The sequence below is a fragment of the Tritonibacter mobilis genome (genome assembly GCF_001681715.1).
Classification (GTDB): Bacteria; Pseudomonadota; Alphaproteobacteria; order Rhodobacterales; family Rhodobacteraceae; genus Epibacterium; species Epibacterium mobile.
Genome location: NZ_LNWY01000006.1, coordinates 231,826 through 254,771, shown reverse-complemented (window position 1 = coordinate 254,771; position 22,946 = coordinate 231,826). Strand labels below are relative to the sequence as shown.

17 protein-coding genes are annotated in these 22,946 nt (G+C 57.5%); 10 read left to right on the top strand and 7 right to left on the bottom strand.

Annotation, left to right across the window (positions count from 1 at the left end; translation table 11 throughout):
- Positions 1–41: 41 nt before the first annotated feature.
- Positions 42–593 (bottom strand): diaminobutyrate acetyltransferase, encoded by a 552-nt coding sequence (gene ectA, locus UB90_RS08025; protein ID WP_065324408.1) that lies wholly within the window; start codon positions 591–593, stop codon positions 42–44.
- Between the two features lie 227 nt (positions 594–820).
- Between ectA and UB90_RS08020 the strand changes: the two genes are divergently transcribed.
- Positions 821–1,324, top strand: a complete 504-nt coding sequence (locus UB90_RS08020) for a MarR family winged helix-turn-helix transcriptional regulator (RefSeq protein WP_005620956.1) — start codon at positions 821–823, stop codon at positions 1,322–1,324.
- 15 nt (positions 1,325–1,339) lie between these two features.
- Here UB90_RS08020 and UB90_RS08015 read toward each other — a convergent pair whose 3' ends face one another.
- Complete coding sequence (locus UB90_RS08015; protein ID WP_065324407.1) at positions 1,340–2,350, bottom strand: glycosyltransferase; 1,011 nt, start codon at positions 2,348–2,350, stop codon at positions 1,340–1,342.
- A gap of 463 nt (positions 2,351–2,813) precedes the next feature.
- On the opposite strand from UB90_RS08015, the gene UB90_RS08010 reads away from it, so the two are divergent.
- Complete coding sequence (locus UB90_RS08010; protein ID WP_065324406.1) at positions 2,814–6,224, top strand: glycosyltransferase; 3,411 nt, start codon at positions 2,814–2,816, stop codon at positions 6,222–6,224.
- A complete protein-coding gene (locus UB90_RS08005) occupies positions 6,221–8,764 on the top strand; it encodes a DUF3131 domain-containing protein (RefSeq protein ID WP_065324405.1) in 2,544 nt (847 codons plus the stop codon). The genes UB90_RS08010 and UB90_RS08005 overlap by 4 nt, the downstream gene beginning before the upstream one ends.
- A 21-nt stretch (positions 8,765–8,785) precedes the next feature.
- On the opposite strand, the gene UB90_RS08000 is transcribed toward UB90_RS08005, so the two are convergent.
- Entirely contained in the window at positions 8,786–9,415 is a 630-nt protein-coding gene (locus UB90_RS08000; protein ID WP_065324404.1) for a hypothetical protein, read from the bottom strand.
- A 192-nt stretch (positions 9,416–9,607) separates the two neighbouring features.
- On the bottom strand, positions 9,608–10,405 hold the full coding sequence (locus UB90_RS07995) for a DeoR/GlpR family DNA-binding transcription regulator (protein ID WP_065324403.1): 798 nt from the start codon (positions 10,403–10,405) through the stop codon (positions 9,608–9,610).
- Between the two features lie 163 nt (positions 10,406–10,568).
- Here UB90_RS07995 and UB90_RS07990 point away from each other — a divergent pair, with 163 nt between their 5' ends.
- The 7 genes from UB90_RS07990 to UB90_RS07960 all read left to right on the top strand — a co-directional run bounded on the left by UB90_RS07990 (position 10,569) and on the right by UB90_RS07960 (position 19,343).
- Positions 10,569–11,537, top strand: a complete 969-nt coding sequence (locus UB90_RS07990) for an ABC transporter substrate-binding protein (protein ID WP_065324402.1) — start codon at positions 10,569–10,571, stop codon at positions 11,535–11,537.
- Positions 11,534–13,240: an ABC transporter permease gene (locus UB90_RS07985; RefSeq protein WP_065324401.1), complete on the top strand. Its 1,707-nt coding sequence runs from the start codon at positions 11,534–11,536 to the stop codon at positions 13,238–13,240. Before UB90_RS07990 ends, UB90_RS07985 begins: the two co-directional genes overlap by 4 nt.
- Complete coding sequence (locus UB90_RS07980; protein ID WP_065324400.1) at positions 13,228–14,271, top strand: ABC transporter ATP-binding protein; 1,044 nt, start codon at positions 13,228–13,230, stop codon at positions 14,269–14,271. The genes UB90_RS07985 and UB90_RS07980 overlap by 13 nt, the downstream gene beginning before the upstream one ends.
- A gap of 13 nt (positions 14,272–14,284) precedes the next feature.
- Complete coding sequence (locus UB90_RS07975) at positions 14,285–15,355, top strand: MBL fold metallo-hydrolase (protein ID WP_065324399.1); 1,071 nt, start codon at positions 14,285–14,287, stop codon at positions 15,353–15,355.
- Positions 15,355–15,906, top strand: coding sequence for a histidine phosphatase family protein (locus UB90_RS07970; RefSeq protein ID WP_065324398.1), 552 nt, complete (start codon positions 15,355–15,357; stop codon positions 15,904–15,906). Before UB90_RS07975 ends, UB90_RS07970 begins: the two co-directional genes overlap by 1 nt.
- A gap of 239 nt (positions 15,907–16,145) precedes the next feature.
- On the top strand, positions 16,146–17,567 hold the full coding sequence (locus UB90_RS07965) for a glycosyltransferase family 2 protein (protein ID WP_227512053.1): 1,422 nt from the start codon (positions 16,146–16,148) through the stop codon (positions 17,565–17,567).
- Positions 17,568–17,573: 6 nt separating this feature from the next.
- A complete protein-coding gene (locus tag UB90_RS07960) occupies positions 17,574–19,343 on the top strand; it encodes an FkbM family methyltransferase (RefSeq protein WP_065324396.1) in 1,770 nt (589 codons plus the stop codon).
- A 61-nt stretch (positions 19,344–19,404) separates the two neighbouring features.
- On the opposite strand, the gene UB90_RS07955 is transcribed toward UB90_RS07960, so the two are convergent.
- The 3 genes from UB90_RS07955 to tagF are packed head-to-tail and all read right to left on the bottom strand — an operon-like array spanning position 19,405 to position 22,945.
- Positions 19,405–21,498: a serine/threonine protein kinase gene (locus UB90_RS07955; protein WP_065324395.1), complete on the bottom strand. Its 2,094-nt coding sequence runs from the start codon at positions 21,496–21,498 to the stop codon at positions 19,405–19,407.
- Positions 21,495–22,280, bottom strand: a complete 786-nt coding sequence (locus UB90_RS07950) for a PP2C family protein-serine/threonine phosphatase (RefSeq protein WP_065324394.1) — start codon at positions 22,278–22,280, stop codon at positions 21,495–21,497. Before UB90_RS07950 ends, UB90_RS07955 begins: the two co-directional genes overlap by 4 nt.
- Complete coding sequence (tagF, locus tag UB90_RS07945) at positions 22,280–22,945, bottom strand: type VI secretion system-associated protein TagF (RefSeq protein WP_065324393.1); 666 nt, start codon at positions 22,943–22,945, stop codon at positions 22,280–22,282. Before tagF ends, UB90_RS07950 begins: the two co-directional genes overlap by 1 nt.
- Position 22,946 lies beyond the last annotated feature (1 nt).

The following is a 22,946-nucleotide window of genomic DNA, read 5'->3' as shown; positions in this document are numbered from 1 at the left end:
ATCCTTTTCGGATAAGATAAATTCTGGATGAGGAGAGGAGTTCAGGCCGCGCGCTTCAGGACCTTGGCATCACTGTCGAGAGTGATGGTCACCATATGCTCGGTGTCATGCGCGCCGTCGAAATGGGCCTCTTTCTCGAAATGCGGCTCGTCGCTAAGCTCCCCGCCGATATCGCAGGCAAAGCTGCGGAAGAGGCCCCAGGAGGCCGCATTGTCTTTGGTGATGGTTGTTTTCAGCACGGCGGCGTCGCTGATGCCATCACGCGCGATCAGCGCCTTCAGCATCTTCTTGCCCAGTCCCATGCCGCGCGCGGCTTCACCCACCGCGACCTGCCAGACGAAGAACGCATCATCGCCCGGGATCATGTGGCCGGAAATCCAGCCAACGATTTCGCCATCAAGCTCCGCCACCACGCAGGTGTCGCGGAAGTGATCCGCCTGGATCAAGTTGGCATACATGGAGTTGCGGTCGAGCGGCTCGCAGGCCTTGACCAGCTCCCAGATTTCGGCCCCGTCCGTCGCGTTTGGCTTGCGCAGGCGGGGCTGGCAAGTTCGGGGGCTATCAGTCTCAGTCTGCAAGATGTCTTTAGGCATCGCTCACCGTCTCCATTTTCGTTCGCCTTTCTAAATATAGCGAAGATGTAAAAACTTCAAGAACCTCAGTAATTTTATTCCCCAATGTGATTATTGCCTGATTTCAAAGAGAAATACTGTTTAGAAAGGCAAATTATGCTGTAAAAAACTTGCTTCGTCACAAGGAAACACTTCGACAATACTTAGTGTATTGAAGGAATTCGCCATCCGTGACACTTTAGAGCGCTATGAATGACCGCCCGCGTAACAGAACTGACGAAAGCCTGATTGCACTCAGACGTATTCTGCGTGCAACGGAGCTTTATTCCCGCAATCTGGCGCAGGCCTCTGGTCTAACGCCAGCGCAGTTGCGCGTGCTGCAATTGCTTGCAACCAGCGGGGGCAGCGCCACCCCCAAAGAGCTGGCGCAGACCATGGGTGTGGCTCAGGCTACGGTGACTGCTCTTGTCGATAAAATCGTCTCACGTGGGATGGCGACACGTATGCGCTCCGAGGCGGATCGTCGACAAACCAATGTCGTGCTGGAACCTGCGGGGCGCGAGGCCGTCAAAGCGGCACCGGACGCGCTGCAGCAGCGCTATGTGCGCGCCTTCGAACAGTTGAAAGACTGGGAGCAGGCGCAGCTGCTTGCCTCGCTCGAACGCGTGGCCGCGATGCTTAATGCGGACGATATGGATGCTGCTCCGGTACTGACCACGGGCGACATCAAGGGCGTCGGCCGTCCGAGCTGAGCCACCTGTTGCTATTCAAACCAGTGATTTGAAGCGCGCATCCAGATCGACAAAGTAGCGCAACCAAACACGAGGATCGCATTCACGTTCCGCGTTAGCGCGGGCGCGCGCTGCTCTCTCTCGCGCACCAGCAGGGTCGTCCGCGATTGCGCGCAAGGCCTGCGCCATATCAGCGGCCTCCTGCGGTTGCACCATCAAAGCCGTTTGCCCATCGACATAATCCGCCACCCCCACTGAACGTGTGACCACCAACGGCACACCAAGCCTTTGCGCACCTACCATCGTCACATGCCCATTGGGGGTATGACCTGAGCGCAAGGCGATCGCCATCCCGCAGGATTGTTTGGCAATTGCCCATGTCACAGGAGCAGGCAAGTTGGTGAAGATCTTCACATTGTCGGGAAATGAAATGCCTTCGACGCTGGCAGGACGCGCCACGATCGCCAAGCGTAACTCTGGTGTTATACGCATCGCGTCGGCGAGGACGCGGTAATCCCGCCCCTCTCCGCCGATGGCACAAAGATAGGGGCGTTCAAACGGCCTTGGTTGATCTTCCGCAACCTCGGGCACCTCCATCGCCCACGGCAAGAAAGTGAAGCGTTCAGACGGCAAATCAAACAGCTCAGCGTAGAGCCGGACTTCATACCGCGAAAAGACCGTGAACTCCTGCACAGCCTTGAAATGGCGGCGCGACAGATCAAGGCGGCGGCCCGTGGGCAAATGGGTGTAGTTGAAAGCAAAAGCGATGTGAGAGCAGTTCGGAGCGATCACACGCGCCATGGCCGCTGTCGCCAGTGTCACGTTCGGCAAATGCGACACCAACACCGCGCTTTTTCTTTGGCGCGCAGCCCAGACTGCAGACAGGCAGGCCCGATACCGCCCCAGAGCTGGGCGCGTGATGCGCCGCTCTAACATGTTGCGGGGACGCCCGTAGTGCATGTCCCAAGTCAGTTCAGGCGAGGTGTTGTAGGGTTCCAGAAAGCGCCAGTCTCGATCTGCGAGATCGGAAATATTGATATAGTGCATCTCTCATCCCATTGGCGTCGGACCCGCAATCAACGACGCTCTGTTGCCGAGACTGCCTGACCCCGCAGTTGAAGACAATGGGTGCGCAAGAGGTTGAAATTCGATTCGTTCGTGCAGGATCGACTGAACAAAAGGTCAGAACACATCAACCCTGAGGACAATCACACCAATATGAGGTGATTGTTCCTGTGAATTGATGCTAATTTGAGCTAAATTCGGCTCAAGCTTAACTGAATTTTGACATTGTTAGAGGTCAGCGAGAAGCTGCTGACATCAAACAAACAGCTTTGCAGCTGCTGCGGAACGGGGGTGGGGACTCCTGTCGCGATGCGGCCAGTGGCGTTGCAGGGCAACTAGTCGGGTTGTGGGGAACCGTGTCAGCAATTTCGCTTAAAGTGATTGCGGCAAGCTGTGGCTTGTCGCCTGCCAGCATAGTGCCGTTTGGCATCAAAGGGGCTTCGGAGTGAGCCGCTTTGCATTCCATTACGAAAAGCTCGCCGTAAAGGCGGATGCGCATAAGGTTTTTGATGACCCGCGCAGGCTGCGCTTTCGTCGTGTGCGTGCCATCGTGGCCCTCAGCATGCTCTGTTTGATGGCGTGGCTTTATCTGTTTCTGAACGGCACGTTTTCTTGGCATACCGCCTGGGATGAAATCACAGGAAACTGGCCTGAACAGCAAGTGCTTGCGCTGCCTGCAACAGATCCCGTGACACAGACCGACGATATACGTCTGGCATCATTGATGCCCGTGTTGCCTCCAAAACCCTCCTGCGAGGCCCCCAGTCAGCCGTTTTTTGCGGCCATGGCAGGCCCTACTGCGCCCGTGGTCTACGGCCATATCCCATCGGATAATGATTGGGGTCAGTTGTCCCTGACCGAGAGCTGCAATCAATTGAGCGTCCTTGTTCCCGACTGGCTTCGCATCGAGGCAACGGCCAGTGGTGCCAAAGTCTCGATGGAAACAGAGGAAAGTCGCGCGCCCGTCATGGAGTACCGCAGCAAGTCCGGCAATGCGCCCGACCTGATGCCCAAGATTGAGCTGGATACCGGCGAGGACAAAGCCGCCTTCATCAGCGCAATCAGCAGCAAAGCTGTCGCCCAGCGCACCACCGCACAGGTGATAGAACATCTGCGTCCGCTCTACCCGCAAGGTGCGTGCCTCAGCATTCCCGGTTTGGAAACCTCTGACCTTCCGGCACTTCAGCCTTTCTTTCAGACACTGAGCTCAGGGTTGAATGCCGAAGGCATGGCCTCCTGCATCGTTCTGAGCGGCACATCATCCGCGTGGAAGTCAAAGGAGACCACCGCGCTTTTTGATAAAGTGATCCTGAAGCTCTTCCTAGATCCATGGGTTGGCACCGCCCCGTCACCGCTCGCCGCCGATGTTTGGTTTGAAGAAACCGCAAAATCCGCAGCAGAGCAGATTGGCAAAGACAAGCTCGTCGTAGCGCTTGGGAATTTTGCGGTGGAATGGACCTCCGGCAAGCCTTTGCCCGATGTGCTGCCTTATGCAGCCGCCATGGAACGTATCGCAGATGCCGGGACGAAAGTCCGGTTCAGTGCCAAAACCTCTGGCAGCCTTGCGTCCTACCGCGATGCTGAGGGGCGCAGCCGCAAGATTTGGATGCAGGATGCAGCAAGTCTGATCAATCAGATGGCCATCCTGCGCGATCTGGGCATCACCGACAATGGGATTTGGTCGCTGGGCCTCGAAGATCCCGGCATCTGGACCGTGCTACGCAATCGCAACCTCAGCACGCAGACACTGAGCGCAGAACTGGCACTGGTAAAGCTCGACAACTACGTCAATTATTCTGGCGAGGGGGCGCTGTTGCGACTGACCCACCGTCAGTCCCCCGGCATCCGTCAATTGAACTTTGACACAGAAACCGGGCGCGTAATCGGGCAAACCTACGATCTGCTTCCCCGTCCCTATTCGCTTGAGCGTTACGGCAAACCCGCAGGTCGCAAGGTCGTACTCACCTTTGATGACGGCCCGCATCCGGTTTACTCCGAACAGATCCTCGACATCCTGAAAGAGACCAAGACGCCTGCAACATTCTTTGTGACTGGCAGAAGTGTCATGGACGCGCCTGCGGTCTTGAACCGCATGATCGATGAAGGGCACGAAATCGGTGCGCATACCTTCTCCCATCCGCGCATGGATCAGGTGTCCAAAACCCGCGCAACGCTTGAATACTCCATGCTGGACAAGGTCGTAGCGGGTGCAGCGGGTCGTCAGATGACGCTCTATCGTGAACCGTTTCAACGCAGCGGCGGCCCGGTCACCGCGGATCGTGTCGCAGCGCTGGAAATCGCGTGGGATCGCGGCATGCAGGTTGTGGGCATGGACGTCGTGCCCCACGACTGGACGGGCTGGAGTGGCCGCGAGATCGCCGACTTTGCGATCAAGGAAGTCGAACGCGGCGCTGGCAACGTCATCCTGTTGCACGACGGCGGTGAAGACCGGACGGCATCGGTGGAAGCGACACGTTTTATCATCTCAGAGCTTGGCGCCTTGGGCTATGAATTCACAACCATTGCCGATCTGACCGGCAGCACACGCGCAGCACTGATGCCGGTTGCCGAAGGCGGCTATCAAACCTTTGACCGTGTCTCTTTCTCTCTGGTTGCATGGGGACAGGATGCCATCGTGACCCTCTTCTGGCTCGCACTGGCAATCGGCGTGATCCGCTCGCTCGCCATCTTGCTTCTTGCTCTGCTCAACTGGCGGGGCCATCGCACCGTTTCCCTCACCAATCCTAAGGTTGCGGTGATCATCCCCGCACATAACGAGGAAAAAGTGATCCGCAGCTGCATCCAAAGTGTGCGGGCGAGCGACTACAAGAACATCGAGATCATCGTCGTGGATGATGGGTCCAGCGACAACACGTTGAACGAAGTCTTTACATTCTCGCACAACCAAGAAGTGCGCGTTATCTCGCAGCCCAATCAGGGCAAATGGAGCGCCTTGAACCGTGCCCTCCTCAACACTTCAGCCGATATCGTGGTCTGTATTGATGCGGATACTCAGGTCGAGAAGAGTGCGATCAGTCATATGGTCAGACATTTTGACAACCCCAAGATCGGCGCGGTTGCGGGCAAAATCATGGCGGGTAACAAAGTCAATCTGCTGACCTGCCTGCAGGCACTTGAATATACCACGGCGCAAAACGTCGAACGCAAAGCTTTTGACCTCATCAACGGCATGCTCGTGGTACCGGGTGCCTTGGGTGCATGGCGTGTGGCTGCGCTTCGAAAAACGGGGCACTTCAGCGACGAAACCATGACCGAAGACACCGATTTGACCATTCAGGTCAATCGAGCCGGCTACCGCATTATCTACGAGGCAAATGCGCGCGGCTATACCGAGGTCCCCGAGCGGATCGGGCAACTTTTAAAACAACGTCTGCGTTGGTCCTTTGGCATGTTCCAAAGCGCATGGAAGCACAAGAAAGCAGTGTTTGAGGGACGCTCTGTCGGACTTGTCTCCATTCCTGACATGTTTATCTTTGGCTACCTCTTCCCGCTGCTTGCTCCGATTGCTGATCTCTTTGTCGCGCTTTTGCTATACCGTTTGGTCAGCGGTGGCTGGGATGGCAGCGCCGCCAGTTCGCAGGATATGCAGTATCTTCTGGCCTATCTCACATTGCCTGCGCTGGAGTTCCTGATCGCGGCCTTTGCCCTTGCACGGGACAAAGACGAAAGCATGTGGTCGCTGTTGTTGTTCCCGATCCAGCGGGTGTTTTACCGCCCAATCCTTTACTATTCCGTCATTCGCGCCATCCTGCGTGCACTCACCGGCCGTCTGTTCAGCTGGGGCACTCAAAAACGGTTGGGGCGTGATTATAGTTTGGCGACGAGCGGCACATGAAACGCAGAACCTTCCTCAAAGCTCTCGGTGTCGGCGCTGCGTTGATCCCGGTAAAAACCTTTGCCGCTGACTTTATCGGCGCAGTGACTCCGCAAACCTATCCGGTGATCACGGGAATAGACGCGTCAACCTCCGTGCCACATCTGATTGCCGTGCTTGATACCCTGTGGGAGCGCAATATCCCTGTGACCTGTGTGGTCTCGCCGTTCGATGCCGAAGGTCAGGTGTTGTCACCCCAACACCCTGTAGCGCGTGTGCTCGCGGGATATCTACTGGGTGGCAGCGGCATCGAGGTGGCACCGTTTCAGGCCGATCTGGCAACCCTATCCCAGCATTTTCAGGCGCGCGCTGCACATAACGTGCTCAACGCGCTTCGTGAAATGTTGAACCCGGTAGAAAGAACACTCGGAATCCCCATCCGAGTTCAGACCCTGGCCTGTCACGACGTGACGCGCCCCGCCTCCCCCACGGCGGTGCGCTCGGCCGGGGTCTTCAATATTCTGAGCCTCCCTCAGAAAACCGCAGCTGTCGTTTCTGAAACATGGGAAAACGGTGTTGCGCGGCTGTTTGGCGGCACGCTTGTGGACTTGGCCAACCCAGTCACGCTCGCAGCTGACGCGCGGACGCCAACACAGAACGTGGCCTATCTGTCAGCCAATGCGTTCTCAGATTTCTCGATCGAAGATCTGACAGCAGCGGCAGAGCTGTTTGCCGAAAGCCTGGTGCAGCAAGAGGTTGACGGGAGAGCCTCGCTGTTACCTGTGTCTGATCTGCAGTTGCGCGACGCTTATGATTTCAAACGCAATCTTTGCCTCCACCTGCTGGAAGGGGCGAGTGAAACTCTGTCTGATACTCCATCGGCCCTCGCTAACCTTCTGGACCGGCTCAAATTACCTTATTCGTCAGGCGTGGACGCAGGCCCTGAAGACGAACTGGCGATCTGGGTGCCGACCGAGATACCAACATCCGAAAATGATGCAAACCCTCAGCCGCACACTATTGAGATCACAGGAGTTTCCGCGAATGGCACTCCCACCATCAGTACCACCCGTCCCCTGAGTGCAGGCATCGCGGTTCGCCTGAGCGGGGGGGCTACGGCGCGGCGTGGCATCGGCGAAGACGGCGTTTTAACGCTCCGCCGTCGCGACTTGACCCGCCCCATCACCGCCGAAAGCCTACAAACCGACTTTGCAGGGCTGCAGGATATGGTGATCGTCTTGCGTGACCGTGATTTCACCGATGACGTCACCCTCACATTGCTGGAACGGCAACTCATCAACACCCTTCGCGCACCTGTCACGCAGTTCACGACGCTTACCCGCCAGATTGAGTGTCTGGTCCCAAACGGGCCGCTGCCATATCGCTATCGCCGTGTTGCAGCCGCGCAGCCAGAGCTGATCTCTCAGCGCGAGAAGCTGCCAGATCAACAACGTGCGGAATTGATGGAAGATGCAAGGGCAGCATGGCGTTATCTGGAGCAGTTCACAAATCCTAAAACGGGTCTTTGCCCTTCAACGGTAGACTCCTCTCCGGGTGGGCGGCTGCATGAAGCCGTCACCATGTGGGATGTCGGTAGTCACATTAACGGGCTTGTTGCGGCAATACAAATTGGCCTGCTCGACGAAAAAGGTTTCGAGACCGCGATTAAGAAGATTCTACCCAATATCGCGGGTCGCGTCTCGCAAGACCGTCGCCTGCCGCAAGGCTGGATTCGCACCGATCGCGCGCGCTGGGGCAATAAAAACTTTGACGGCAGCGACGCAGGGCGCCTCCTCGCTTCACTCGACAATCTGCGCCGCCATAGTGGCTTTGGCGAGCAGTTGGTGGAGCTGGTTGGATCATACGACCTCGATAAGATTATCATCGACGGCGAAATCCATTCTGTAACCGAAGGTGAGCTACATAGCTCTTACGTCTCACACAGCGCACACTACTCGGCGTTGGCCTTTCGGCGCTGGGGCCATGCCGCCCGCTCCCCCTACGAGGTCTATGCGGGTAAATCAGAACCCGACGGACAGATGGCCCTGCTTGAAGCGGTGGCACGGATTGGCCCAATCGGGGCCGAGCCGCTGCTGTTGGAAGGGCTGGAGTTGGGCATGTCGCGCCAGAGCGCTTATCTTGCGGATGTATTGTTCACCACCCAACTTGAGGACTTTCGCGAAACCGGCCGCTTGATCTGCGTCTCCGAAGGGCCGATCGATACCAGCCCGTGGTTCCTCTATCAGGGGCTGCAACTGGATGCCGAGACCCGCACATGGGCGATGGATACGGTTGGCAGTGAACCCGAATATCGCACGCCAGAGTTCCGGGATGAATATCTCGCGGTGAGCAGCAAAGCCGCCTATCTTTGGTCGGCGATGCAGCCCCATTCCTATTCGGACACTTTGCGCGAATACGTCCGCAACACCGCCAAAACAGAGAACGGCTTTTCCTCAAGCATATTTGTGAAATCCGGGCGCCCTACACGAGACTACACCGACCTCAATACCAACAGCATCATCTTGCAAGCAATCGCGCATCAGCTGGAAACCTCCGGCTGACGCGCGACGCTGAGCGCCATATCAGAAGGTGCGGCATCCGGTTGCCGCAATTTCGCCGGGCGTAACCGGGTATCCCGGACGTGGGTTCAGGACCACCGATTGAATGCCCGTAATATGACGCATGCAGGCATCAACCGAAGCCTCATCCATACGGCGACCACCGACATAGATGTCGATCCAGTCATGCCCGCGATGCCCGGTGTGACAGGGCCCATCCTGAGGGCGCGGACCGTCGCCGCACATATCCTCGACGATTGCGTATTTCTGCAGTTTCTCGATGTAGAAACGCGTTCCGGGTCGGTAGTCCATCACGCTACGCCCGCCTGTTTTCTTGTGGCCGACAGCAAGCGTGATAGGGTCTTCATAGGTTCCGACTCCACCAGCGGTGCGGTGAATCACAGGCCGGGCAATCTGAGCCGATCCACGCGGCGTATTATCCCACCAGCTATAGCCAGTTAGAAATACGTTCATGCTTTGCTCTTGATCGGGCGCGATTGCAACACGGGTCAGACCAGACAGGTCATTGTCTACATTAAGCCGTGTGCTCACACTGCTGAATTCATGGTAGTCGGTGCGCACATTGTCACCACATGCGGAAAGGGCAATCGTTAACGCGGCTGCCGCGACAGCCTTGAGAGATACACTTGTCATGAGACCATCCTACTGAACAGAAACACTCCGGCTGCAGTGAGATCCTCACACCGAAGTTACCTCAGAAGGTGGGTCATAGGTGTTGACGAAACCCTAACAAATACACCTCTAACAAATTGAAAGGATTATAAATATTTCCATTAATTTAGTTCAAATTTGAACAGTCTACTTGGCTTCCAATATGCTGCGGCCTTATGCAAGACGAGCTGCGTGGAGCGTGTTCACCTGAATAACCTCACACCCCGCATCCGCACATTTGTCCAATATCTCTTTGGAAAACGCAGCCGCCGACACCACCACATCGTAGTCCCAAAGCACATGCTTACGGCAGGGCAACTCTCGGCCCAGTTTGGCCTGATCCACCACCAGAACCTTGCGCACAGCGCAGCCTGCAACCGCCACCCGTGCTGCGATCTCATCGGTGTTGTAGTCCAAAACCTCGCCAGCCAGAGAGATGCCTCCACAGCTGAAAATCGCAATGTCGACCAGATAGTCAGCAAAGAAATCCCGGCTCGCGGTTCCGATCAGATCCAGATCCCGCAATCGCACCGCTCCTCCGGCAAGTGATACCGAGGCTCCCTCGGCGCCTTGCATGGCAATCACCGCATGGATGTTGTTGGTTGCAACGAACAAATCCTTACAGGTGGCCGCCAAAATCCGCGCACAGGCTTCGACTGTCGTACCAGTGCCCAGCGCCACACGACTGCCGTCGCCAACAAGCGATTTAACCGCAATGGCGATTTGCTGTTTCTCGCTGCGCGCAACAGACATTCTGGGCGCATAGCCAATGTTCTCAGACTGTTGCCGAAGCCGGGCATTGCCGTGGCGGCGCTGAACAAGTGCGGCCTCATCAAGCTCTCGCAAATCGGTTCGGATTGTCTGAACCGATACCCCCAGCCGCGTGGCCAGATCCGTCGCAGACATCTCGCCTTGCTCGCACAGCAGCCTGATGATCGCATCACGACGCCGATTTAGCTCGCCTCTTCGCATTCGCTTTCCTTTGAAAGTGAACTTCAACACATCAGCAGTAACAACCACGGACGTGGCCGGGCAAGATAATATTAGATTTAGGAAACTGTCACAAAACCGTTTCAGACTCAGGCGATACGGGCGGCGTCATAACTTTCGAACGAAAGCCAAACGGAGATTCCGGATGAAACCCCTTCTGCCCGCTGCCCTTCTCGCTCTGACCGCCTCGGCCTCCTTTGCCGAGACGCTGACCCTCTATACATCGCAACCCAATGCCGATGCGCAAATGACCGTCGATGCCTTTATGGAGGCCAACCCCGACATCGAGGTGGAGTGGGTTCGCGACGGCACCACCAAACTGATGGCGCGCCTTATGGCCGAGATCGAAGCTGGGAACCCGCAGCCTGACGTTCTGCTGATCGCAGACACCGTAACCCTTGAGGGCATGGCCCAGAACGGTCAGTTGCAGGCCTATAAATCCCCCGAAGCCGACGCCTACGATCCCGCGCTTTATTCGGCGGATGGCTATTACTATTCGACCAAGCTGATCACCACTGGCATCGTTTACAACACCGGCGCCGAGATGCAGCCAAGCTCTTGGGCCGATCTCGCCGATCCGGCGTTGAAGGGTCAGATCGCCATGCCTTCGCCGCTTTACTCCGGTGCTGCCCTTATTCACCTTGCCACCCTGACAGGTGACAAAAACCTGGGCTGGGATTACTACACCGACCTCGCCACCAACGACGCTCGCGCCCAAGGTGGCAACGGCGGGACATTCAAGGCCGTCGCCTCGGGTGAGAAACCCTACGGTGTCGTTGTCGATTTCCTCGCCATCCGTAACAAGGCTGACGGCTCTCCGGTTGAGTTTGTGTTCCCCAAAGAGGGCGTCTCTTATGTGACTGAGCCAGTTGCAATCCTTGAAAGCGCCAAAAACGTGGATGCTGCGCAGAAATTCGTTGATTTCGTACTGTCCCAAAAGGGTCAGGATCTGGTTCTGGACATGGGCTATATCCCGGCCCGCAATGACATGGATGTTCCCGCAGGTTTCCCGGCGCGCGCAGATATCAAGCTGATGTCCTTTGATCCCGCTCAGGCGCTGGCAGATGCCGATGCCAACAAAGCGAAATTTGCAGAGCTTTTTGGCGCGGAATGAGCCTCGTCGCCACAAACTCCAGCAGCAGCCGGTCCGAGGGCCGGCTGCTGTCGCTCATTCTTGCCGTGGCGGTGCTGATCACACTCGCACCCGTCGCACGACTGTTTTTCGAAGGCATCACGGCAGGAGGCAACCTCAATCTCGGGTTCTTTACCGAGGTTCTTGCCAAACCTGCGACCCTCTCTGCCCTGCGCCATTCGCTGATCACCGCAGGTTTCGGTACAGTGATTTCGGTGTTGATCGGCGGCACTTTCGCCTTTCTCGTGGCGCTCACGGATCTGCGCCGTAAGGGCGCGCTGGTCTTTTGCCTGATGATACCGATGATGATCCCGCCGCAGATCACAGCCTTGTCCTGGACGCAGATCATGGGGCCTTCGTCAGTGTTCCTAAAGACACTTGGCCTTGCGCCACCGCTTGGCGCGCCGCAGCCTTTATACTCTGCCGGGGGCATCATCCTGCTCATGGGCATTCAGCACACATCGATCATTTTCCTCACCCTGCGCGCCGGTCTGCGTGCGATCCCTCAGGAGGTTGTCGAAGCGGCTCGCATCTCTGGCGCAAGCGGTCTGCGCATCTGGGGGCAAATCGTATTGCCATTGACCCTGCCGAGCCTCTTGGCCGGTATCGCGATCACGTTTGTAACTGCATTGGGAAATTTCGGCATTCCTGCCATGCTGGGCATCCCCGCAGGTTATGCCACCCTGCCAACGCTGATTTATCAACGGCTTGCAGGCATGGGCACAACTGTGCTGGCCGAAGTCGCGGTGCTTGCGATCCTGATTGGCGTGGTCGCCATCTGCGGCATCTTGCTGCAACGATTTTTCCAACAACGCCAACGCGTGCACCTGGTGGGCAGCACTGGCCGCCCCCTTTCTATCCCATTGGGGCACGCCAGACTGCCGGTTGAAATCGCGCTTTGGACAGTGATTGCTGCCATTTTGGTACTGCCTATGGCCGGACTACTGGCGACGTCTCTGGTGCCTGCTTATGGTGTGCCGCTCAGGTTCGATACCATCTCACTTGATGGCTGGCATGAGGCGCTTTTCCGTCAGCCCGTCACACGGCGAGCCTTCCTCAATTCCTTTGTACTCTCGGTGAGTGCGGCAGCGCTACTGATGGCGCTTTGCCTGCCGCTTGCGTGGCTGATGGATCGCCACAAGACGCCGCTGGGCCGGGTCTTTGATAGCCTGTTAGACCTGCCATATGCCCTGCCCGGCGTGGTACTGGCGATCGCGATGATCTTGCTGTTGATCAATCTGCCTTTCACTGAGCTCACACTCTACGGCACCATCTGGATCATTTTCCTTGCCTATCTGGCGCGCTTCTTTGCGGTCATGTTCCGCCCCGTGCAATCGAGCTTGCGACAACTTGACCCCGCCATGGATGAGGCCGCGCAATCGGTTGGGGCATCGCTGTCACGACGGCTCAAGGACATTATCCTGCCGCTGTCCGCACCTTCCGCGGCGGCGGGGGCGATCCTCGTTTTCCTCACCGCGTTCAACGAACTGACCGTGTCTGCCCTCTTGTGGTCATCGGGCACAGAGACGCTCGGTGTGGTGATCTTCAATCTCGACGACAGCGGCGAGACGGTGATGGCCTCCGCCGTCGCCATGACGATCGTCTTTGTCGTGATGTTCCTGATGGCGGTGATCCAAGCAACCTCCCGCCGCCTGCCCAAAGGAGTAGTGCCATGGCAGAGCTGACCCTGTCCCATGTGGCCAAGCATTTCGGTGATGCCGCCGCGCTCAAATCCGTCTCCACCACCGTACGCGATGGCGAATTTCTTGCGCTGCTTGGCCCGTCAGGCTGCGGCAAGTCGACCCTGCTGCGTCTTTTGGCGGGTTTCGAGCAACCTACAGAAGGCCGCATCCACATTGGCCAACGCGAGGTTGCCAATGCCGCCAGCCGCCTCAACGTGCCACCCGAGGATCGCAATATTGGCTTTGTGTTCCAATCCTACGCACTCTGGCCTCATATGAACGTGCGCCGCAATGTGGGGTATCCGCTGGAAATCCGCAAACTGTCCAAAGCAGATCGCGACGCCCGTATCGATGCTGCGCTTAGTGCCACGGAACTCACCCCCTATGGGGACCGCATGCCTTCTGATCTCTCTGGCGGGCAGCGTCAGCGTGTGGCGTTGGCCCGATGCCTGGTTTCTGATCCAACGGCCGTCCTGCTGGATGAGCCACTCGCAAATCTCGACGTGGCTTTGCGTGCATCTATGCAAGAGGTGTTCAGCGATTTTCACCGTCGAACCAGCGCCACTATGGTCTATGTCACCCATGATCAGGCCGAGGCAATGGCCATGGCCGACCGCATCGCGGTGATGAACCAAGGTGTGATCGTACAACTTGATACGCCCGAGGCACTCTATACCCGCCCGCGCAGCCGTTTTGTTGCCGAGTTCATTGGCGAAGGCGCAGTGGTACCATTGACCGGCGCGACGCACGGTGACGCAGGTGCAGAGGCCACGTTGCTCGGCATGCGCCTGAGGGTGGAAACGGACACAGAGCACCCGGCTCTCGCCTGCCTGCGCCCAGAAAACCTGCGCATTACGGAAACCGGCGATATCCGCGCCCGTGTTGAGCGCGTCACCTACCTTGGCGGTCGCTATCGCCTCGATCTTACCGCAGCGAGTGGAGACGCGCTGGTCACGCAATCCGCCACACGGCTCCAACCCGGCGACCAAATCGGCCTTGCGCTTAGCGCGCCTTGGGCCTTTGCCGCCGCCTGACAGGATCCCACTCATGAGCACCATTACCGTTCTCTCCGGCATCGGAGACAAGGGCCCTGCCGCCATGCGCCTTGATACCGGGCGTCACCGCTGGTTGCTGGATTGTGGCTTCGGCCCGGAGGCCAACGCCAATTTCGACCCCAAGTGGCTCGACGGGGTCGATGCGGTCTTTGTGACTCACGACCATATCGACCACATCGGCGGTGCGGCTTACGCAGTCGAGGCAGGCCTGCCGATCTACGCCACACGCCGCACATCACAGGCCCTGCCCCCCTCCGCACAGGTAAGGGAACTGCCAGAACGCGGGGAAACCCTGATCGATGGCATCCGCCTGACCACTGGCCGCAACGGCCACGCGCTTGGCGGCGTCTGGTTCCACTTTAATCTTGGAGAGGGCCTGTTCTACTCCGGCGATTGGTCGGAAGAAAGCGACTGGTTCGCTTTTGACGCACCGCCGCAAGCTGCCACCGCCATCATCGACTGCTCATATCATCTCAGCGACGTGCCGCAGTCCCGGCGTCTCGAGGATCTTGATGCGCTGATCGACACTCTGCCCGGTCAGATCTTATTCCCCGTGCCTCCCTCGGGACGCGCGGGTGAGCTTGCCTTGCACCTCATGCGCCGCTTTGGACCCACAGCTGTTCTGCTTGATCCGGAATGTTGCCACACCCTACGCGCCGCATTGACCTCGGGCGGTGTTGCGCCCAGCGCAGATGAAATCGCGCCGCTGCTGGACCGAGGCCCGTTGGATGAAGCGCGTTTTCTGATATGTGATACCCCCAACGCAGATGGCGGAGCCGCCTGGGCATATGTACGTGCCTGGCGTGAGAGCGGTCGCTTGGGACGTGACGCACATGTGATTTTCACAGGCCATATGACGGCCCATGCACGTGGGATCGAGGCCGTTGAAGGCGGGTACTTCCGCCGCTGGAATGTCCACCCCCCCCTTTCAGATCAAATCGCTATGATACACCGCCTTGGTGCAAAACGATTTGCACCTGCATTCTGCACGATGCCAGAGGACTATCTGGTGGAAGCAGGGTTTGGTGCACAGGTTTTTATGCATGACACGTTGGACTTATAATGAAGAACCTCCCGCCCCTGCCCCCGCGCAGCCTATGTTTGATCCGACATGGTGAAACCACCGCCAACCGTGACGCGATCATCGCCGGGCGGCTCAACGTCTCGCTGACAGAACAGGGGCGCAACCAAGCGCGCGCGTTAGCTCAGACCCATTGGCCAGAGCCTATCACGGTTTTTTGCAGCCCGATGGAACGCGCGTGCGAAACAGCGCATCTTGGTTTCCCAATGTCAAAGCCGACAGTCATTTCTGGTCTGCATGAACGGGATTGGGGCATATTCGAAGGCCAGCCGCTCTCGGAGCTTCCACCACGTGAGCGCACCCCCAAGGACGGAGAAGGCTGGCGAGACATGGTGCTACGCGTCCATGCCGCAATCACCGAAGTTTGCTCAATCGCCGTTGACAGTCTTCCAGTGCTCGTCTGCCACTCGGGCGTCATACGCGCAACGCGTTTGCTCGCAAAACAAGAGGGTGTGGGGATACGCCCCGACAATGCACGGCCAATCCTGTTCGACTATCGCGACGGACACCACGCAGAAACACCCCTTGATTAAATTCCCCCAAGGAGTTCGCTCTACGCGCTCGGGGTCCCGGCACCTGCCTCTACGGCTATTTAGATCAATTTGAGAGATATTTTGTTAATTTTTCTCTTCTAGCATCCAAACGGACCCAATCATGGATGCCATCGAACAGGTATTCCATACCAACCGACGTTCAGCCTTCCCCCAACGGAACGGCGGAGGAAACCGTGCTAGATTCGACCCTATCAGACAACTCAAGCTGCCTGATTTTTATGCCCGCGCGAAACTGTGAATTGTTCGCGGCAGAAGCCATCAGGAGTGTGTCACGTCAGACTATGGATGATGTCTTCATTCTCTACGTCGACGACGCATCAGAAGACCAAACAGGCGAGATCGCGCAGCATTACCTGAAAGAGCTCTTTCCAGGTCGGCATGCGTATATCCGCAATGACACGCGCATTGGGAAGTCTCATAACATCTGGAAACACTTGCGACCGCGAGCGGATGAGGCCGAATTCATCGGAATTTTGGATGCCGACGACCAGCTTGCAGATATGACCATCTTGGACAAACTCGCGCAAAGATACGGTGCCGGCAAGGACGTGGTTTGGACCAACTATTTTATGGATAACGGGCATCGCGGCATGAACGCGGCGCTGGATCCGGAACTCTCTCCGCGCAAGCAGAGATGGAGCACCAGCCATTTCTTCAGCTTCCGCGCCGCGTTGCTGAAGAACATTCCCGAAAGCTACTATAAAGATCAGGAAGGAAATTGGTTTCAGGGCGCATGCGATGTGGCCTTGGCGCTTCCTATTCTGGATCAGACGCGCAACTACGAATTCATCCCCACACCGGCCTATCGGTATACGTCCAGCAATCACCTGTCGTTGCACAACAGCACCCCAAAGGTGAATGCGATCACGTCAAAGATCCAGTTGCAAAACTCAAACCAAGTTTTTGCAAAACCACCCCTTCCCCTTTTCACCAATGCCAAGGTTGAGGAATCCGTTTCCATGCACCCGCCAGACACCACAGCCACGCATTCTGCCGCCCCGCTCTCCACCAACATCTGGAGCGAGAAAGCCGCGCAACTGCTAATCGCGCGCCATCCCACGCTACTGAACGCACAAGCAATCTGTGGTGCAGATCATCTCTCTGCCCTGCAACTTTGGTCCATCAGCGAGTTGTTGCAATCAGCCAGTGGCGAATGCCTTTTTATCGGCGCCCCGGATACTGCGCTGATTTTGACCGCACTCGCGAAAGACACGCCAAAGATCCACCTGACCTGCCTCGTCGAAGAGAAAGAGGACGCGCCGCACTTGCAGGCACGCCTTGCATTGTTGGGGCTGTCAGAGCAAACCAAGGTGATCTCAGGCCCTCATGCCAAGGTAGAAATGAACCAGCAGAGCTGTTCTTTCCCCGCATGTACCGAACTGGAGGGGCTTTCACCGCTTTCCTTGATCGTGGTCGATGGACGCGCCTCCGAGAATGAGGAAATTTATACAGCGATTGCGCTTCCCGCGGTCTCGGAGCACCTCGCAGAACGATCCTTCCACTTCTGTGCGCTGACGGGTGAAGTTTCCACAGCACAAAAGGTTGCGACCAGCTTGGGGCAACTCACGGTTGGTCTGGAATTTTGCACCGGCGCGCTCGGCGGGACGGGTCTTGTGTGTTTTCCTGCAAATCAGGAGTAACGACCAATGGGCCTTATGACCTCTTCGCAGGCGATATCAAAACATGCCAAAGGCGGCCGCGTGAATACCCCCGCCACTAAGTCGATAAAGCGCTTTACCGCATTTAATGTGGATATTGCGCTGAGCCTGCCCACGACAACCGATCATGTCCAACGCACCATTCGCGAGAACGGCGTATTTTATGAGCAGCAAATGCTCGCAGAGCTGTCCGCACTTTTGCCCGAGTCCCCCTGCATCGTGGATGTGGGGGCCGGTATTGGCAATTACAGCCTGTTTTTCGCCCTTATCGCAGGCGCGCGCACCCTCTGTTTTGAGGCAGACCCGCAGGTCTTCAGCACGCTTGAGCAAAACATCGCGCTGAATGACATGGTAACCCCAGTCGAACCGCACGAGGTCTCACTGGGCGCGGAACCTGCGTCCGGCACTAGCGAACATATTGCGACCCTTGATACATGTCTGGCTGATCAACATGTCGATTTGATCCGCCTCGCCCCAAGCGGAACAGAAGCGGACGTATTGCGTGGTGCCACCGCCGTTCTGGAACGCAGCCATCCGATGGTTGCTGTACAACCCGCATCACTTGATGCGCTTGCCGAGATTGAGGCGCTGCTGCGTCCTTTTGGGTATCGGAAAACTCGCAGATATGGCGACGCACCTGTCTTCCTGTTTGAAAAAGGGTTGAAAGCAAGTGCGGATCAAGGTTCGTATACCCAGCAACTTTTAGAGAGCGTCAAACAAAACCTCCCGCAAACCACCGGCATTTATGCAGGTCTTTCGACAACGCCGGGAAATGAAGTCGCGTTGCGCGCAAGCGTCATGTCTCTTTTGCCGCAGGTAGACGGTTTATTCGTCTACCTCGCAGGATATTCCGAAGCACCAAACTTCCTGAATAAGTTTGACAAAATCAAATATACCGTCAGCAAAGAAACTGCGGACTTCAGTGAGGTTGGGCGCTTTTGGGGTTTGGGTCAGGTTGAAGATGCGGTCTTTATCACATGTAGTGACGAGATCATCTATCCCACTGATTTTACTGCGCGCATGGTTGCCGAACTGGCGCAAACCAAAGGCGTGGGCATGGCCTGTGTCGAAGGCACACTCTTGGTGCAAGTGAGCGGGGATGCCCAGTCGCAGCCCGCCAGCAGCAGCTTTGCATTGGAGCGAGAACTGATCCGCCGCAGACGCGTACATATCCCTGCGACAACGGCCTGCGCCTTTCACACCAAAACTGTTCCAGTCTCTTTTGCAGAGTGCGATCCGGGCATCCCTGCAGATGCACAGATTGCCACTTACGCGGAGACGCATAATATCTCACGCTATGTGATCCCCAGACCAGCGGCGTGGTTGCAAACCCTCAAGACCGAGCGCAGGACTGCGGGCAAAACCGACAAGGGAGCGCTGAGGACTATCCCGCCGCTCTCTCTTGCATCCTCTGAGGATCGCGTGCCTACCATCGTGCTGTCTCTTGAAAAAGATGACAACATCATCTCGGCACTGAGCGCTTTGAAACCTAAGGTCAGGGACTTGGCCCTCTGCATTGTCTGTGATGCCGCGACGGACCGCCTGAAGACGCTTGTCTCTCAGCATCAATGCAAATGGGAAATCCACCTGTTGGAACGAAAATCTCCACTCTCAGAGTTTTATCAAAAGCTCTTGGAAGACAATGCCGAGCGGACCACCTATCTGGAGGTTCGAGGCCGAGGGTTGGAACCGCTCACTCTTGACGACGGCCTAAATGAGTGGATCGACGCGACATTCTCAAAGAGTGAGCACTCATGATCCATCGCGCCTTAGCATGGCCCCAACTGACAAATAGGAAGCAGGCGCAGCACAGTGCCTGCTATTCCTGATCTGGAACCTCACCCGTATCTTCCGGCGACGCTTCGGAAACCGGGTTGAGGCGCACATAGGTAAGGGCCGCGCTGGCTTCGAGGTTTTTACTGCGGATTTCATCGAGAATCTCTGGCAAGACGCGCGCGCTCGAACTGCCGTCTCGCAACAAGGCCGCGCGGGTAAGAGGCGCGCTGCTGGACACGGCAAGGATCAGCTGTGGTGCAGCCTCGGCTCCCTGTGCCAGTGTCAGCCCAAAGTCCAGCGTATAGCCTCCAGAACCAGTGCTGCTGAGACGCTGTGTCAGATTGTAGAGATTTCCATTGGGACTAACGAGCGCCACCCAAACAGGCCGCCCCACCTGACTGTTTATCCGCGCCTGCAAAGCCGCGCCGCTTTCAACCTCGTCGGCCGAGAGTGACAGGCCAATCGGGTGCGGCCAACGCCCTTGCAAAGTGCGCACAAAGTCCAACGCACTGCATTGCTCAGAATTGACCTCGCGGGGCAACACCGATGGCCTTGCGCCAAACCGTTCCTCATAGGCCGCAGGTAACCCCTCAAAGCCGCCATCGGTGGTCGAATATGTTTCTATCCGACCCGCATTCTGACCTGTAGACAGCCGTGTGCTGAAACTACACGCTCCGGTGTCGAGCAATGCCAAGAACCCCTCTCTGGTATCACCCGCAACCGAAGGGAGATCACCATTGGAGGCAGCCGATGTGTTCTCCTCCTGCGCCGCAGTTTGTTGCTCTGCACCTACATTGAGTACCCCGGATTGCCACGCGTACCAGCCGCCACCGGCAGTCACCACACAAAGCAACCCCGCCCACAACACCCCATTTCGGCGTTTGGGTGGCTCCTCCTGAAATGGGTTCGGGGCAATAGCCTGCGCCGTAGGGTAAGCAGAGACATGTGATGTATGGGCAGGTGTTGGCACCTGTAGCCCGGTCATAGTCCCTTGCGGTGGCAGCGACAAATGTGACGCCGTTGTTGCGCCAGCCTGTCCGATATTGTGCGGAGTGAAACCATCTTGAAAATAATGCGCAGGAATTGCTGAGGGGTTTTCCAGATAATTCAGCACATCACGCATCGTGGCCGGGCGATGGGTGGGCTCTGGCTCCAGCATATGAGACAAGAGCGGGCGAAACTGCGCCGGAACATCACTGAGATCAGGGATCTTGCGGCGCGCTTCGACGGCCTCAACGATGGAGCTGCCCATATCCAGCGGCTTGCCCCGCAACGCAGCCGCAGCAAGCAGACCCAATCCGTAGACATCCACCGCCGCACCCATCTGTCCCCCAAAGTGGCCCAGCTGTTCCGGCGCGACATATTTGAATTTTCCGGCAAATTGCCCGGCGATGGTCCCTTCCGAGAGGGTTTGCGCCTTGGCGATGCCAAAATCGATCAGGCGCGCCTCGCTAATGATACCGCTGGCGAGCATAACGTTGTCGGGAGAAAGATCTCGGTGCACCACCCCCTTGGCATGCGCCTTGGCAAGCCCGTTGGCGATACGCTCAATCAGCGTCTGCCCTGCCGCAGCAGGTAACGCACCGTATTGGTGTATGTGATCGGACAGCGGAATGCCGTCGATGAACTCCATCACCAGAAAATAACGGTCCAGATCACGATCATGAACATAGTTGTAATAGCGCACGATCGCATCGTCGTGCAGCAGACGCAGGGTACGCGCCTCGCGGCGAAACATCTCGCTGGCTTGTGCATCCCGGATCAGATCCGGACGGATCGCCTTGATCGCCACGGGATCTTCGGTCCCAACCTCAACGCCGCGATAAACCTCGCCCATGCCGCCACTCTTGAGCGCCGCTTGGATTCGGTAGTTATTGTTGATGACCGTCCCCGGAGCCAGCGTGATCTGTGCCGGATCTTTTATCTCAGTTGACGTCGGCGCAGGGATCGGTTGCAACTCGGTTGCCTCACTCCCCTCTGGGACGGACGGCGACGAGGGCATCGGTACCGGAGGCGATGAAGGATCAGCAGGCGCTACCTCGATAGACGGATCAGCAGCGATCAGGCGCGTTCGCTCATCATCCTCGTCGTGGACCTCGGGCGTGAGGCCGTCTTCGGGTTTATCTGCATCACTCATGCGAGGTCATCCAGGACATCTTCATCCAATGCATCGCCCTCACCAATTGGGGTCTGAGTACAGCGGAGTGCAACCACGGTGACATTGTCCTTCGCACCTCTTGCGAGCGTTTCGCGGATCAATTCATCACAGGCCTGTTGCGGCGGCAGAGCGGCAAGGCACTGTGCAATCTCGTGGTCTTTCATATGTTCTGTCAGGCCGTCCGAGCATAACAGCAACACATCTCCCGACTGCAACTGCCCCTGAATCTGGTCGCATTTCACAGTGTCATCGACCCCTACAGCGCGGGTGATCACATTCTTGCGCGGCCAGTTTTCGGCCTCTGTTTCCGAGATGGTTCCCGCCGCCAGCAATGCGTTGACTTCAGTGTGATCGCGCGTTTGCTGCACCAATTGCCCCGCGCGATGCAAATACACGCGACTGTCGCCCGCCCAGATACACGAAAACGCCGGCCCATGCGCCAGCACGATCACAACAGTTGCGCCAATGGTGCTGCCACCAAGCTCTGCACTGCGCGCCCGGATCACATCATTGGCCCGATGCAGCCGCTCCATCGTTCGCGCGACCAGATCTTCTGGTGAGACAGCGCAGCCCACCGTGTCGAGATACCGCACAATGGTCTGGCTTGCGAAATCTCCGGCAGCGTGACCGCCCATGCCATCCGCGACGACCCACAAGCCAAGGTCAGGACGGGCGAGCAGTGAATCTTCGTTGATTTCGCGGCGACATCCAACATCCGTTGCAAGGCCTGTCTCAAACCCGAACTGCAGCGCATTTGTCATCACTCGGCCCCTTCGCGCGCATGAGGTGCTCCGGCCAATAGCCAATGCAGTGCCGCAGCAGACGGAAGACCGGCACAGCCAAGCCAGACTGCGGCCTTTGTTTCCGTCGCAGGAGACCACCAGTAACTGCGGTTGAGCAATGCGCGTTCTGCATCTGCCCCGCCCGCAGCATCTAACAGCGCCGCCAGATCGCCATTGGGCTGATGCGCCCAAAGAGTGTCTCCGGTGCGGGCGGTTTCCTCATCCTCCTCAGGGAGTTGCAATTGCAACCCATCCAGCAAGGCAGACCCACCCTGCCCCGGCTGCATCGCCGAGAAATGTGCCGAAAGCGCCTCATAAGCAGACTGGTCGCCATCCTTGATCGGGGCTGCGACCGCCGCGCCCTGAGCGATCAAAATCAACGGGTAGCGCCGCCCGGCCCGATCCTGAGAGCACCGCATCACCCCCATCAAACTGCGCCCAAGCACAGCGCGCCCGATCCAGAACCTCAAATCCTGAGCCTGTTGCCAGAACGCAGGCCACGCCTGCCCTTGCTGGTCGCGGATCTCTGCAAGAGCCTGTTCTAACCACGTCTCCAAATGCTCAATGACAGATGTCTCGACATTGGCGCGCAGGAAGTCCCCATACCCCGGGTGTTTTCCCAATAGTCCAATTTGGGCTGTCATA